Annotated in this window: 14 protein-coding genes; 9 read left to right on the top strand and 5 right to left on the bottom strand. The window is 74.1% G+C overall.

The annotated features are described in order from the left end of the window. Positions 1-88 precede the first annotated feature (88 nt). The 4 genes from galT (at position 89) to ACFSHS_RS07170 (ending at position 2,917) form a co-directional block, all read left to right on the top strand. Positions 89-1,171, top strand: a complete 1,083-nt coding sequence (galT, locus tag ACFSHS_RS07185) for a galactose-1-phosphate uridylyltransferase (RefSeq protein WP_376873564.1) — start codon at positions 89-91, stop codon at positions 1,169-1,171. Next, on the top strand, positions 1,168-2,340 hold the full coding sequence (galK, locus tag ACFSHS_RS07180) for a galactokinase (protein WP_376873562.1): 1,173 nt from the start codon (positions 1,168-1,170) through the stop codon (positions 2,338-2,340). Before galT ends, galK begins: the two co-directional genes overlap by 4 nt. 150 nt (positions 2,341-2,490) lie before the next feature. Further along, complete coding sequence (locus ACFSHS_RS07175) at positions 2,491-2,685, top strand: hypothetical protein (RefSeq protein WP_376873560.1); 195 nt, start codon at positions 2,491-2,493, stop codon at positions 2,683-2,685. Between the two features lie 64 nt (positions 2,686-2,749). Further along, positions 2,750-2,917, top strand: coding sequence for a helix-turn-helix transcriptional regulator (locus ACFSHS_RS07170; protein ID WP_458199740.1), 168 nt, complete (start codon positions 2,750-2,752; stop codon positions 2,915-2,917). Here the strand turns inward: ACFSHS_RS07170 and ACFSHS_RS07165 are convergent. Then, positions 2,898-3,599: an IclR family transcriptional regulator gene (locus ACFSHS_RS07165; protein ID WP_376873556.1), complete on the bottom strand. Its 702-nt coding sequence runs from the start codon at positions 3,597-3,599 to the stop codon at positions 2,898-2,900. The genes ACFSHS_RS07170 and ACFSHS_RS07165 overlap by 20 nt on opposite strands. Before the next feature lie 75 nt (positions 3,600-3,674). Here ACFSHS_RS07165 and leuC point away from each other — a divergent pair, with 75 nt between their 5' ends. Further along, positions 3,675-5,096 carry a 3-isopropylmalate dehydratase large subunit gene (leuC, locus tag ACFSHS_RS07160; protein WP_376873554.1) on the top strand — a complete coding sequence of 474 codons (1,422 nt, stop codon included), beginning with the start codon at positions 3,675-3,677 and terminating at the stop codon, positions 5,094-5,096. 16 nt (positions 5,097-5,112) lie between these two features. Next, a complete protein-coding gene (leuD, locus tag ACFSHS_RS07155; RefSeq protein ID WP_376873552.1) occupies positions 5,113-5,712 on the top strand; it encodes a 3-isopropylmalate dehydratase small subunit in 600 nt (199 codons plus the stop codon). Here leuD and ACFSHS_RS07150 read toward each other — a convergent pair. Genes ACFSHS_RS07150 through cofC form a run of 3 tightly spaced genes read right to left on the bottom strand, consistent with a single transcriptional unit; the run spans position 5,705 to position 9,363 of the window. Next, the gene (locus ACFSHS_RS07150; protein ID WP_376873550.1) at positions 5,705-6,667 is read right to left on the bottom strand and encodes an NUDIX hydrolase; all 963 of its coding nucleotides are present in this window, start codon (positions 6,665-6,667) and stop codon (positions 5,705-5,707) included. The genes leuD and ACFSHS_RS07150 overlap by 8 nt on opposite strands. Next, positions 6,651-8,723, bottom strand: coding sequence for an RNA degradosome polyphosphate kinase (locus tag ACFSHS_RS07145; RefSeq protein ID WP_376873548.1), 2,073 nt, complete (start codon positions 8,721-8,723; stop codon positions 6,651-6,653). Before ACFSHS_RS07145 ends, ACFSHS_RS07150 begins: the two co-directional genes overlap by 17 nt. A 4-nt stretch (positions 8,724-8,727) precedes the next feature. Next, the gene (gene cofC, locus ACFSHS_RS07140) at positions 8,728-9,363 is read right to left on the bottom strand and encodes a 2-phospho-L-lactate guanylyltransferase (RefSeq protein WP_376873546.1); all 636 of its coding nucleotides are present in this window, start codon (positions 9,361-9,363) and stop codon (positions 8,728-8,730) included. Positions 9,364-9,480: 117 nt separating this feature from the next. On the opposite strand from cofC, the gene ACFSHS_RS07135 reads away from it, so the two are divergent. The 3 genes from ACFSHS_RS07135 to ACFSHS_RS07125 are packed head-to-tail and all read left to right on the top strand — an operon-like array spanning position 9,481 to position 12,517. Then, the gene (locus tag ACFSHS_RS07135) at positions 9,481-10,317 is read left to right on the top strand and encodes a lysophospholipid acyltransferase family protein (RefSeq protein ID WP_376873544.1); all 837 of its coding nucleotides are present in this window, start codon (positions 9,481-9,483) and stop codon (positions 10,315-10,317) included. After that, positions 10,314-11,309 carry an NAD(P)H-dependent glycerol-3-phosphate dehydrogenase gene (locus ACFSHS_RS07130; protein WP_376873542.1) on the top strand — a complete coding sequence of 332 codons (996 nt, stop codon included), beginning with the start codon at positions 10,314-10,316 and terminating at the stop codon, positions 11,307-11,309. The genes ACFSHS_RS07135 and ACFSHS_RS07130 overlap by 4 nt, the downstream gene beginning before the upstream one ends. Then, entirely contained in the window at positions 11,240-12,517 is a 1,278-nt protein-coding gene (locus tag ACFSHS_RS07125) for a cystathionine gamma-lyase (protein WP_376873540.1), read from the top strand. The genes ACFSHS_RS07130 and ACFSHS_RS07125 overlap by 70 nt, the downstream gene beginning before the upstream one ends. Here ACFSHS_RS07125 and ACFSHS_RS07120 read toward each other — a convergent pair. Beyond that, positions 12,494-13,309: a CDP-alcohol phosphatidyltransferase family protein gene (locus ACFSHS_RS07120; protein WP_376873538.1), complete on the bottom strand. Its 816-nt coding sequence runs from the start codon at positions 13,307-13,309 to the stop codon at positions 12,494-12,496. The two genes, ACFSHS_RS07125 and ACFSHS_RS07120, sit on opposite strands and share 24 nt — an antisense overlap. Positions 13,310-13,369 lie beyond the last annotated feature (60 nt).

Raw genomic sequence — 13,369 nt, 5'->3', positions numbered from 1 at the left:
GACCACGGTCGGGGGCTCTCGCATCCCGGGGGCGGCCACCGCCGCGGCCGAGTGGCCCGAAGATCACCGGCGGAGATAGCGTCGGGCCGTGATCAGGACGAGCCGTCGCCTGGCCGACGGCCGGGAGATCCTCTACTTCGACGGGGAGCCGACGTCCCGCGACGCCGTCGACCCGCGCGACCTGCCCCCTGTGGCGACCCGCTCGCAGCTGCGCTTCGACGCGCTGCTGGGGGAGTGGGTGACCGTCGCCTCCCACCGCCAGACCCGAACCTTCCTGCCGCCGGCCGACCAGTGCCCGCTGTGTCCCTCCCGGGACGGCCGCCGGACCGAGGTACCGGAGAGCGACTACCAGGTCGTCGTCTTCGAGAACCGCTTTCCGTCGCTGGCCACCGCCGTCGAGCGGGACGTGCCCGCCACGGCGCCCGGGGCGCCGCTGGCGGAGCTGCGGCCGGGGTTCGGGCGCTGCGAGGTGGTGTGCTTCACCAGCGAGCACGACCGAGTCTTCGCCGACCTCGGGGCCGACCGGGCCCGCCTGGTCGTGGACGTGTGGGCCGAGCGCAGCGCGGAGCTCGCCGCTCTCGACGGCGTGGAGCAGGTCTTCTGCTTCGAGAACCACGGCGAGGAGATCGGGGTGACGCTGTCGCACCCCCACGGCCAGATCTACGCCTATCCCTTCGTGACCGCCCGCGTGGAGAAGGTCCTCGACTCGGTGCGGCGGCACCGGGCGGCGGCCGGGGCCGACCTGTTCGCCGAGGTGGTGGCGGCCGAGGCGGCCGGCCCGCGGGTGGTCGCGGCGAACGAGCACTGGACGGCGTTCGTGCCGGCGGCCGCCCGCTGGCCCTACGAGGTGCAGCTCTTCCCGCTGCGGAAGGTGCCCGATCTGCCCGCCCTCGACGGCGCCGAGCGCGACGCCTTCGTCCAGGTGTACCTCGACGTCCTCGCCCGGTTCGCCCGCCGCTTCGACACCCCGATGCCCTACATCGCGTCCTGGAACCAGGCGCCGGTGCGCCACCGGGACGACTGGTGGCTGCACCTCCAGCTGTTCTCGCTCCGCCGGGCGCCCGGCAAGCTCAAGTACCTGGCCGGGTCGGAGTCCGGCATGGGCGCCTTCATCACCGACACCAATCCCGAGGACATCGCCGAGCAGCTGCGAAACGTGGTCGTGGAGTGAGCGCCGGGAAGCCGTCCACCGACGAGGCGGCCGCCGCTCGGGCGCACGGGGCCTTCACCGAGCGGTTCGGCGTCGCGCCGGAGGGGGTCTGGGCCGCGCCGGGCCGGGTGAACGTGATCGGTGAGCACACCGACTACAACGACGGCTACGTGCTGCCGGTGGCGCTGCCGCACACCACCCGCGCGGCGGTCGGGCGGCGCACCGACGGGCGAGTGGCCTTCGTGTCCCTGCAGGGGGACGCCGACCCGGTGGAGCTGCCGGTCGACGAGCTGGCCCCGGGCCGGCCGCGGGGCTGGGCCGGCTACCCGGCCGGCGTGGTGGAGGGCCTCCGCGACCGGCTGGCCGGTGGCGTCAGCGTGCTCGTCGACACCGACGTGCCGGTGGGGGCGGGGCTGTCCTCGTCGGCGGCGCTGACCTGCTCGGTCGCCCTGGCGCTCGGCGATCTCGTCGCCCCCGAGCTCGGCCGGCTCGATCTGGTCGAGCTGGCCCGCCGGTCGGAGAACGACTTCGTCGGGGCACCCACGGGGATCCTCGACCAGTCGGCCTCGCTGCTGTGCACCGCCGGTCACGCCCTGTTCCTGGACACCCGGCAGAGGCGGACCGAGCAGGTGCCCCTGGACCTGGCCGCCGCGGGCCTGGAGCTCCTCGTCGTCGACACCGGCACCTCGCACACCCATGCCGAGGGCGGCTACGGGGACCGCCGCCGGGAGTGCGAGGACGCCGCAGCGCGGCTGCGCGTCGCCGCTCTCCGCGACGTCCCGGACGTCGCGAGCCTGGCGCCGCTCGAGGACCACCCTCTCCTGCTCCGGCGGGCGCGCCACATCGTCACCGAGAACGCCCGGGTGCTGCGGGTCGTCGACATCCTCCGCGACGCCGGCGACCCTCGCAGGATCGGCCCGGTGCTCACCGAGGGCCACATCTCGCTCCGCGACGACTTCCAGATCTCCACCGTCGAGCTCGACGCCTGCGTCGAGGCGGCCGTCGAGGCGGGGGCGCACGGCGCCCGCATGGTGGGCGGCGGGTTCGGCGGCAGCGTCGTGGTGCTGGTCGACCGCGACCGGGCCGGGCTGGTGGCCGACGCCGTGGCCGAGCGTTTCGCCCGCGACGGCTACGCCGCGCCCCGCACGTTCGACGTGGTCCCCTCCGCCGGCGCCCGTCGCCTGGTCTGACGGCGCGCCCGCGCAGGCGGCGGCCGTCGGGTGGCCGGAGCCCTCCGCAGCGACGCGCCTGTCAAGCTCCTGGGGCCGTGCATCGGGCCGGCCTGGCTCGTCGTGGGCGCCGGCCGGCGCGTGGAGACCGATGGGCGCGCGGAGGAGAACGTGGACACGCGCTGGATGGACAAGGCCGCGTCCGGCGCCCTCCTCGACCTGCTCACGGCCGTCGGTCCGCTGCTCGGGGCGATGAGCCTCCTGGGCCTCGAGATCTCCACCGACGTGGTGCTGATGATGCTGTCGGCGTTCGCGATCGCCGACGGCGGGCTGCGCTACGCGCTGATCCGTCGCCGGGAGTCGTGAGGGGCGGGCGTGCAGAACGACCTGGCGGCGCGGCGGGCCGCGCTCGGGTGGCCCCAGGCCCGCGCTGGCCGAACGGCTGGGCGTCTCCCGGCAGACCGTGATCTCCATCGAGCGCGGGCGCTTCGACCCGTCGCTGCCCCTGGAGTTCCGGATCGCCGCCGTGTCCGGCGCCCGCAGCGACGAGATCTTCGTGCCGGCGGAGCGCGCGCCGGTCAGCGAGCCGCTCGGCTGATCGCCGCCGCCGCCTCCAGGACGGCGCCGACGATCTCGGGGCTCGGCCGGCGGCCCAGTCGCTCCACCGGGCCGGAGATGGAGACGGCGCCGAGGACGCCGCCCGCACCGTCGCGCACGGGCGCCGAGAGGGAGGCCACGCCGGGCTCGCGCTCGGCGACGCTGTGCGCCCACCCGCGGCGGCGGACGTCGAGCAGCGTGCGCGCGGTGAAGCTCGCCGCGGGCAGGAGGCGGGTGACCTCCTCGGCGGGGGTGAAGGCCAGCAGGGCGTGCGCGGCGGACCCGGCGGTCATGGGCAGCCGGGCCCCGACCGGCACGGTGTCGCGGAGTCCGCTGGTGCGCTCGGCGGCCGCGATGCACACGCGCATGGCGCCGTCCCGGACGTAGAACTGGGCGCTCTCCCCGCTCGCGTCCCGCAGCGTCACGAGGTGCCGCTCGGCGAGGTCGGCGAGATCGGCGCCCGCGCGGCCCAGCTCGGCCAGTCCGGGGCCCGGCGCCCAGGCGCCCTCCGGTGTGCGCCGGACGAGGCGGTGCCCCTCGAGCGCGACGGCGAGCCGGTGGGCGGTCGCCCGGGGCAGGCCGGTGCGGCTGACCAGCTCGGCGAGCGTGGCCGGCTCGTCGGCGACGGCGCGGAGGATGGTCACCGCTTTGTCCAGAACGGCGACGGGGTTAGGCTGTCCCACAGAGCAATACTCGCATCCCACACAGTGAGATTGCTACCGCGATCACCGACGGATGCCCCCGTGAGAGGACGAACCGTGCCCAAGACCCTGGCGGAGAAGGTCTACGACGCCCACGTGGTGCGCAGCAGCGCCGGCGAGCCCGACCTGCTCTACATCGACCTGCACCTCGTGCACGAGGTGACGAGCCCGCAGGCGTTCGACGGCCTCCGTGCCGCGGGGCGCACCGTCCGCCGTCCCGACCTCACGATGGCGACCGAGGACCACAACGTCCCGACGCTGGACATCCTCAAGCCGATCGCCGACCCGGTCAGCCGCGCGCAGGTCGAGGCGCTGCGCAAGAACGCCGCCGAATTCGGCATCCGGCTGGCGCCGATGGGCGACCGGGACCAGGGCATCGTGCACGTCATCGGTCCGCAGCTGGGCCTGACCCAGCCCGGCATGACCATCGTCTGCGGCGACAGCCACACCTCCACCCACGGCGCGTTCGGCGCGCTGGCCTTCGGCATCGGCACCAGCGAGGTCGAGCACGTGCTGGCGACCCAGACCCTGCCGCAGTACCGCCCGAAGCAGATGGCCGTCACCGTGGACGGCGAGCTGCCGGAGGGCGTGTCGGCGAAGGACGTCATCCTGGCCGTCATCGCCAAGATCGGGACCAACGGCGCCGCGGGCCACGTCATCGAGTACCGCGGCAGCGCGATCGAGGCGCTGTCGATGGAGGCCCGGATGACCATCTGCAACATGTCGATCGAGGCGGGCGCCAAGGCGGGCCTCATCGCACCGGACCGGACCACCTTCCAGTTCCTGCAGGGCCGCCCGCACGCCCCGCAGGGGGCCGACTGGGACGCCGCCGTCGAGTACTGGTCGACGCTGCGGACCGACGAGGGGGCCGTCTTCGACACCGAGGTGGTCCTCGACGCCGCCGAGCTCAGCCCGTTCGTCACCTGGGGGACCAACCCCGGTCAGGGCCTGCCCATCACCGAGCGGGTGCCGGACCCGGCCGAGTTCGCCGACGACAACGAGCGCCGGGCAGCGGAGCAGGCGCTGGCCTACATGGGCCTCGAGCCGGGCACGCCGCTGCGCGACATCAAGGTCGACACCGTCTTCCTGGGCTCCTGCACCAACGGCCGCATCGAGGACCTGCGCATCGCCGCCGAACTGCTGCGCGGCAAGCACATCGACCCCGACACCCGGATGCTCGTCGTCCCGGGTTCGGTCGGCGTGAAGCTGCAGGCGGAGGCCGAGGGGCTCGACCGGGTGTTCGTCGAGGCAGGCGCGGAGTGGCGCGGCGCGGGCTGCTCCATGTGCCTGGGCATGAACCCCGACCAGCTCAAGCCGGGGGAGCGCTCGGCGTCCACGAGCAACCGCAACTTCCAGGGCCGGCAGGGCAAGGGCGGGCGCACCCACCTGGTGTCGCCGTCGGTCGCCGCAGCCACCGCGCTGACCGGGCACCTGACCGCCCCCGCCGACCTCCAGCCTGCCCAGCCGGCCGGCGTCTGAGACTGGAGCCCTTCCGATGGATGCCTTCACCACCCACACCGGTACCGCCGCGCCGCTGCGGCGCAGCGCCGTCGACACCGACCAGATCATCCCGGCCGAGTACCTGAAGCGGATCACCCGGACCGGGTTCGAGGACGGGCTGTTCGTCGCCTGGCGGAGGAACGAGCCGGACTTCGTGCTCAACCAGCCCCAGTACGCGGACGCGTCGATCCTCGTCGCCGGGCCCGACTTCGGTACCGGCTCCTCGCGCGAGCACGCGGTCTGGGCCCTGATGGACGGCGGCTTCCGGGTGGTCATCAGCTCCCGGTTCGCCGACATCTTCAAGAACAACTCGACCAAGGCCGGCTTGCTGACCGTCGTCCTCCCGCAGCCGGACGTGGAAGCCCTGTGGACCGCGATCGAGACCGACCCGGCCACCCCGGTGACCGTCGATCTGCAGGCGAAGCAGGTGTCGTACGGCGACGTGACCGTGCCGTTCGAGATCGACGACTACACCCGCTGGCGGCTGCTCGAGGGTCTCGACGACGTGGGGCTGACCGAGCGGCAGCTGCCCGACATCGAGGCCTTCGAGGCGGCCCGCCCGGCCTGGCTGCCCAGGACGCTGCCGGTCAGCTGAGCTCGGCGTCGCGCGCGGCCGGGTCGGGTTCGAGGTCGCGGTAGTAGTCCGCGCTCAGCCGGCCCGGCCGGCCGCCGAGCACCCACACGCTGCCCTTGGCCGCCGGCGGGTACAGCCGCCCCGCCACTCCCTCCCACCGCACGCCCAGGCTGAGCAGCACCGACGGGATCGCTCCGCCCTGGCTGCACACGACGGTCACGCCCGGCTCGACCCGGGGGGTCAGCAGCCGCTCGACCACGGCCAGCCCGGCCTGCGGATCGGCGGCGAACTCCTCCTCGCCGAGTTCCGGGAGGCTCTGCACGTCCGTGCCGAGGGCGTCGGCCAGCGGCTCGACGGTCTGGCGGCACCGGGTTCGTTCGGCCGACGCCACCGCGACCGGACCGAAGAGGGGCAGCACCTGGGCCAGCCGCCGGGCCTCGCGCCACCCGCGCTCGTCGAGCGGCCGCAGGTCGTCGGGTCCGTCCCAGTCCCCGCGGTGGCCGGCATGCCCGTGCCGCACGAGGATCAGGGCCGGCATGCGGGGGACGTCGGTCCGAGCCAGGTCGGCCAGGACGGCGCGGTCGTGGTCATGGCTGCACAGCGCGGACGCGTCCGCGACCGGCAGCCAGCGCAGCTCGTCGACCTCGTCGTTGGGCGCGAACCCGCCCCCGGTCCACCGGGCGGTCCAGTAGTCGACCTCCTTGGGCGCCGGGCGCCCGTCGGCGCCCCGCACCTCGTAGCAGGTCCGGACGCTGCGCCGTCCCAGCACCACGTCGAGGCCGGTCTCCTCCACGACCTCGCGGTGCGCCGTCTCGAGCAGGTGCTCGCCGCGGTCGGGCTTGCCCTTCGGCAGCGACCAGTCGTCGTACTTCGGCCGGTGCACGACCGCCGTCTCCACGGTTCCGGCGTCACCGGGTCGCCAGAGCGCGCACCCGGCGGCCCGCACGAGCGCCGGCCGGTCAGCCAGCGTGCTCACCCACCTCCGCCAGACGCTCGGCCTGGTAGTCGACGTCGCCGGTGCGGGTCCAGGCGCCGTCGCCGCCGAGCTGCCAGCTGCGGACCTCGGGGGCCATCGCCTCGTCGAACATGCGGGCGAGCTCCCGGCCGGCGGTGTCGTCGCACACCCGCAGCAGCACCTCGACCCGGCGGTCGAGGTTGCGGTGCATCAGGTCGGAGCTGCCGATCCACCACTCGTCCTCGCCGCCGTTGGTGAAGGCCATGACCCGGGAGTGCTCCAGGAACCGGCCCACGATCGAGCGGGCCCTGATCGTCTCGGACAGCCCCGGGACGCCGGGGCGCAGCGCGCAGATGCCGCGGACCAGCAGCTCCACCGGCACGCCGGCCGCGGAGGCCTCGTACAGCGCGTCGATGATCCGCTCGTCGACGAGCGAGTTGACCTTGATCCGGATGCCGGACGGCCGGCCCTCGGCGGCGTGCCGGGCCTCGCGGCGGATCTTCTCGACGAGGCCGGTCCGGATGCCGTGCGGGGCGACCATGAGCATCCGGTAGTTGGTCTGCCGCGAGTAGCCGGTCAGCGTGTTGAACAGGTCGGTGAGGTCCGCGCCCACGCGCGGGTCGGCGGTGAGGATGCCGAGGTCCTCGTAGATGCGGGCGGTCTTCGGGTTGTAGTTGCCGGTGCCGATGTGGCAGTAGCGGCGCAGCACGCCGTGCTCGCGCCGCACCACCAGGGCGGTCTTGCAGTGGGTCTTCAGGCCGACGAGGCCGTAGACGACGTGGCACCCGGCGCGCTCCAGCGACCGGGCCCAGGTGATGTTGGCCTCCTCGTCGAACCGCGCCTTGATCTCCACCAGGACGACGACCTGCTTGCCGGCCTCCGCCGCGTCGATGAGCGCGTTGACGATCGGGGAGTCGCCGGAGGTGCGGTAGAGCGTCTGCTTGATCGCCAGCACGTTGGGATCGGCGGCGGCCTGCTCGATGAACCGCTGCACGCTCGTGGCGAAGGAGTAGTAGGGGTGCTGCACCAGCACGTCGCCCTCCCGCAGGGTGGCGAAGACGCTCTTGGGCGTCTCGCCCTCCGACAGCCGGGGATGCGTGGCGGGGACGAACGGATCGTCCTTGAGCTCGGGGCGGTCCAGGTCGTAGAGGGCCCACAGCGAGGCCAGGTCGAGCAGCCCGGGCACGTGCAGGACGTCCTGGGGCTGCATCTCCATCTCCGAGAGGAGCACCTCCAGGATCTGCGGGTCCATGGACTCGGTGACCTCGAGCCGGACGGCGGGACCGAACCGCCGCCTGGCCAGCTCCCGCTCCAGCGCCTGCAGGAGGTCCTCGTCGCGGTCCTCCTCGACCTCGAGGTCGGCGTTGCGGGTGACCCGGAACAGGTGGTGGGAGACGACGTCGAGCCCGGGGAAGAGCTGGGGGAGGTGGGCGGCGATCAGGTCCTCCAGCGGGAGGAACGTGGCCCTCGAGTCGCCGGCGCCGACCGCCACGAACCGCGGCACGTTGTTGGGCACCTTCACCCGCGCGAAGTGCGACACGCCGCTGTCGGGATCGCGGACCGAGACCGCGAGGTTGAGCGACAGCCCGCTGATGTAGGGGAACGGGTGCGCGGGGTCCACCGCCAGCGGGGTGAGCACGGGGAAGACCTGGTCCCGGAAGTACTCCCGCAGCCGGCGCGCGTCCTCGTCCTCCAGGTCCGGCCAGTGGACGATCCGGATACCGGCGTCCTCCAGCTGCGGTTGGACGTCCTTGTTGTAGACGTCGGCGTGCCGGTGGACCAGGTCCTGGGTGCGCCGGGTGACCCGTTCGAGCTGCTCACGGATGGTCAGGCCGTCGGGCGAGCGGACCGAGAGCCCCGTGGACTGGCGGCGCTTGAGGCCCGCGATGCGCACCATGTAGAACTCGTCGAGATTGCTCGCGAAGATCGCCAGGAACTTCACCCGCTCCAGCAGCGGCAGGCTCTCGTCCTCGGCCAGCTCCAGGACGCGGGCGTTGAAGTCCAGCCAGGAGAGCTCCCGGTTCAGGAAGCGGTCGGCCGGGAGGGGGCGGGGCCGGGTAGGGCTCTCGGAGGGCACGGGGTCATCGTGCCGCACCCAGGTGAACCGCGAGAGCCGTCGTGCATGACCCCGCCCCGAGCAGCAGCGCCGCGCGCAGGTCCGCCTCGGTGTCCACGTCGCGGACCAGCCCGGGCCAGTCCCCGCGGAGCGCCCTGGCGCCGCCGGCGAGGTGCGCCGCGGCCGAGCCGGGGCCGAAGCGGGGCTGCAGATCCGTGCCCACCGCGGTCAGCAGCGTCGTCCCCGTGCCCTGGGCGTCGGCCACGAAGGCGCGTGTCGCCCTCCCGGCCGCTGCCAGTGCGGCGGCGAGCTCCTCGGGCCGCAGCGCAGGCAGGTCGGACGAGAGCGCGGCGACCGCCGCTCCGGGGGCCTGACGAGCCCCGTGCTCCAGAGCCGGGTTCAGGCCGCGGTCGGGCTCGTCGGCCACGGTGCGCGCACCGAGCCGGCGGACGACGCCGGCCGCCGCCGGGTCGTCGGTCACGACGACGACGGCGCCGACGGCCGGGCAGGCGAGCGCCGCCGAGACCGTGTCCGCCAGGAGCGCCAGCACCAGCTCCTGGTGGGCCGCCCCGGCGTCGGCCCGGGCCGCGGTGAGCGGCCGCAGCCGGGTCTTGGCGACGTCCAGCCGCTTCGCGGGGACGACGACCGACCAGCTGGGCACGGATCCATGTCAGCACATCGGGCGGCTCGCGCGACGCGGCCGGGGGACCCGGTGCGCCCACCCGAGGTGGCCGGGGTCGATCATGGGCAGGATCACGGGACGAGGGGAGGTGGACCGATGACGGAGGGGACGTCCTCGGGCAGCGCGGACATCGGGAGGCGGCCGGTCGCGGACCGGCCCGGCACGCGCCGCCCACCCAAGTGGCGCACCCGCGGCCGGCTGACCTACGGGATGGTCGCGGCCATCCTGGTCGTCTACCCCGTGTCCGCGTTGATGTTCCGGCTGCGCTACCGGCACGGCGACCGGCTGCCGGTGACCGGGCCGGTGCTGCTGGTGGCCAACCACGTCTCGATCCTGGATCCGCTGGCCTGCGCCCGGCTGGTGTTCGACAACGGCCGGCTCCCGCACTTCCTGGCCAAGCAGTCGGTCTTCAAGGGGTTCGCCGGCACGCTGCTGCGCAGCGCGGGGCAGATCCCCGTGGCCCGGTTCTCCGCCGACGCCCACGAGGCGCTGGCGGCGGCGAAGGCCGATCTCGACGCCGGCAACGTCGTCGTGATCTACCCCGAGGGGTCGGTGACGCGCGATCCCGACTGGTGGCCGATGCAGGCGCGCACCGGGGTCGCCCGGCTGGCGCTGACCACCGAGGCCGTGGTCCTGCCGGTCGCGCAGTGGGGGCCGCAGGAGGTGCACGACTACCACCGCAAGAAGCTGCGCCTGCGCTTCCGCGCCCCGGCCGAGTACCTCGTGGGGGAGCCCGTCGACCTCTCCGCGCTCCGTGCGGAGGTGCGGGCCGGCCGTCCGCTCGGTGCCGAGCTCCTGCGCGGGACGACCGACCTGATCATGGGGCGGGTGCGCGACCAGTTGGCCGAGCTGCGCGGGGTCCCGGCGCCGCTGACCTTCCACCCGCGGCCGCGGCGCGAGCTGCCCGGCGACCTCTCGGGGAGTGCCGCATGACGCGCGCCGCCGTGCTCGGAGCCGGCTCGTGGGGCACGACCTTCGCCAAGGTCCTCGCCGACGCCGGCTGCGAGGTCATGCTGCACGCCCGGCGGCCGGAACTGGCCAAGTCGATCGCCGAGGACGGCGAGAACCGCGAGTACCTGCCCGGCATCCGCCTGCCCGCCTCGGTCCGCGCCACCGCGGACGCGGCGGAGGCGCTGCTGGACGCCGACGTGGTGGTCCTCGCCGTCCCGTCGCAGTCGCTGCGCGACAACCTGACCGGCTGGGCGCCGCTGCTGCCTGCCGACGCCACCTTGCTCTCCCTGATGAAGGGCATCGAGCTGGGGACGACGAAGCGGATGAGCGAGGTCATCTGCGAGGTGACCGGTGCCGGGCCGGACCGCGTGGCGGTGCTGTCGGGCCCCAACCTCGCCCGGGAGATCGCCGAGGAGCAGCCCGCCGCGACGGTGATCGCCTGCACCGACACCGCGCGCGCCGAGGCGCTGCAGGCGGCCTGCCACACGCCGTACTTCCGGCCCTACACCAACCCCGACGTCATCGGCTGCGAGCTCGGGGGTGCGGTGAAGAACGTCATCGCGCTGGCGTGCGGGATCGCCGAGGGACTGGGCTTCGGCGACAACACCCGCGCCTCCCTGATCACCCGCGGGCTGGCCGAGACCGCGCGGCTCGGCCTGGTGCTGGGCGGGGAGCTGACCACCTTCGCCGGGCTGGCCGGCATGGGCGACCTGGTCGCCACCTGCAGTTCACCGCTGTCCCGCAACCGCACCTTCGGCGAGAAGCTGGGCCGGGGCATGACCGTGGCCCAGGTGCAGGAGAGCACCCGGCAGACGGCGGAGGGCGTGAAGAGCTGCCGCTCGGTGCTCGACCTGGCGCGGGCGCACGACGTCTACGTGCCACTCACCGAGGCGGTCGTGCGCGTGTGCCACGAGGGCGAGGCGCCGGCGCAGATGGTGAAGGAGATCATGTCGCGGGAGGCGAAGCCGGAGTGAGCGGACAGGAGCGTGAGCCTCGCAGCGAGGAACGAGCGAGGAGCGGGGCGCCCCGCGCGAGCGAACCAGGAACGGGAACCCGCGAGTCCTGGGGGGACGGGACCCGGTCGGTCCGGGCGGGGGAGGGACCTCCGGTCGCGGGGGCGCCGCTGCGCCCGTCGCCGGTGTTCGCCGCTCCGTTCCACCTGGCCGACCTGCCGCCGCGAGCGGGCGGCGCCGACGCCTACGCCCGCACCGAGCACCCGACCCTGCGCGAGTTCGAGGCTGCCGTGGGCGAGCTGGACGGCGGCCGCTGTCTCTCCTTCGCCACGGGCATGGCCGCGCTCACGGCCGCCGTCCTGGCCTGTGCCGGGTCGGGTGACCGGATCGTCCTGCCCTCCGACGGGTACTACACGACCCGGTTGCTGGCGGCGCACGAGCTGGCGCGCTTCGGGATCGAGGCCGAGTACGTGCCCACCCCCGGCATCGAGGAGTTCGCGGCCGGCGGGGGGCTCGACGGCGTCCGCATGGTCCTGCTGGAGACCCCCAGCAACCCGCAGCTCGACGTCTGCGACATCGCCGCCGTGGCGCGGGCGGCCAAGGCCTCCGGCGCCCTCGTGGCCGTCGACAACACCACCGCCACGCCGCTCGGGCAGCGGCCGCTGGAGCTCGGCGCCGACATGACCGTCGGCAGCGACACGAAGGCGCTCACCGGGCACAGCGACCTGCTGCTCGGGCACGTCAGCACCACCGACGACGACCTCCACGGGCGCCTCCAGGGCTGGCGGAACCACAGCGGGAGCACCCCGGGCCCGTTCGAGGCCTGGCTCGGCCACCGCTCGATGAGCACCCTCGACCTGAGGCTGGCCCGCCAGGCGGCGAACGCGGCGGCCGTGGCCGACCTGCTCGCGTCCACCCCGGCCGTCACCGGGGTGCGGTGGCCGTGGCGGCCGGAGGACCCGTCCTTCGCCCTGGCCGCCCGGCAGATGCTGCGGCCCCACGGCGTCGTCTCCGCCGAGCTGGCCGACGAGGACGCCGTGGCGCGGCTGCTGGCCGGCACCCGGCTGTGGACCGCGGCGACCAGCTTCGGGGGCGTGCACAGCACCGTCGACCGGCGGGCCCAGTGGGGCGGCGACGCCGTCCCTCCCGGCTTCGTGCGGCTGTCGTGCGGCATCGAGGACACCGCCGACCTGGTGGCCGACCTGTCAGGCGCGCTGGCCTGCCTCTGACGCGGCGGCCTGCCGCCGCCGGTGCGCGCCGCGCGCCGTCAGGTAGAAGCTCAGGCCCCAGTAGTAGACGAGGTAGGCCAGCGAGGCCACCACGACCGCGGGATGCGGATCGGGCAGCTGCGCCACGAGGACGGCGTAGGCGACCAGCCAGGCCGCCGTGAGGGCCAGCGTCACCCCCTGCAGGAACCGCGTGCGGGACGGGTACACGTAGCGGACCGGCACGAAGACCAGGACGGAGAACACCGCCAGGGTGATGCCCACGACGACGTGCCCCACGTCGAGCACGATGATGTAGAACGCCACGATGTTCCAGTAGCTGGGGAAGCCCAGGAAGAAGTGGTCGGAGGTCTTCGCGTCGACCCGGCAGAACTGGTAGCAGGAGGCCAGCAGCGGGATCGCCGCCAGCACCCAGCCGACGGGGCCGTCGGGCAGGTAGCCGGTGGTCCACAGCAGCACGATGGGCGCGAAGACGTAGGTCAGGTAGTCGACGATGTCGTCCATCCGGCCGCCGTCGAACCAGGGGATCGTCTCCTTGACCCGCAGCCGGCGGGCGAGCATCCCGTCCGTGCCGTCGATGATCAGCGTCGCCAGCCCCAGCCACAGGGCGGTGGCGGCGTCGCCGTCGAAGGCCGCGAGCACGATCAGCAGGGCCAGGACGGAACCGCTGGCCGTGTAGACGTGGACCGCGGCCCCGGCCAGGCGCAGTCGCAGGGGGAAGGGAGCGGGCTCCGGCTCCGAGCCCGCCGGACCCGTGATCGCTCCGGCCGCCGGGGGCGCCGCGTTGTCGTGCACTCGAAGAGGTTGTCACATCCGCTCCACTAGGGTCGCGGTGATGAGCGAGATGGCGGGCGG

Source organism: Blastococcus deserti, from assembly GCF_042682525.1.
GTDB lineage: Bacteria > Actinomycetota > Actinomycetes > Mycobacteriales > Geodermatophilaceae > Blastococcus_B > Blastococcus_B deserti.
This window is presented reverse-complemented; position numbering and strand designations above follow the sequence as displayed.

Bases quoted from the DNA above. Each gene is read 5' to 3' on its own strand.
- leuD (WP_376873552.1), top strand. From the start codon at position 5,113: ATGGATGCCTTCACCACCCACACCGGTACCGCCGCGCCGCTGCGGCGC.
- ACFSHS_RS07135 (WP_376873544.1), top strand. From the start codon at position 9,481: ATGACGGAGGGGACGTCCTCGGGCAGCGCGGACATCGGGAGGCGGCCG.
- ACFSHS_RS07130 (WP_376873542.1), top strand. From the start codon at position 10,314: ATGACGCGCGCCGCCGTGCTCGGAGCCGGCTCGTGGGGCACGACCTTC.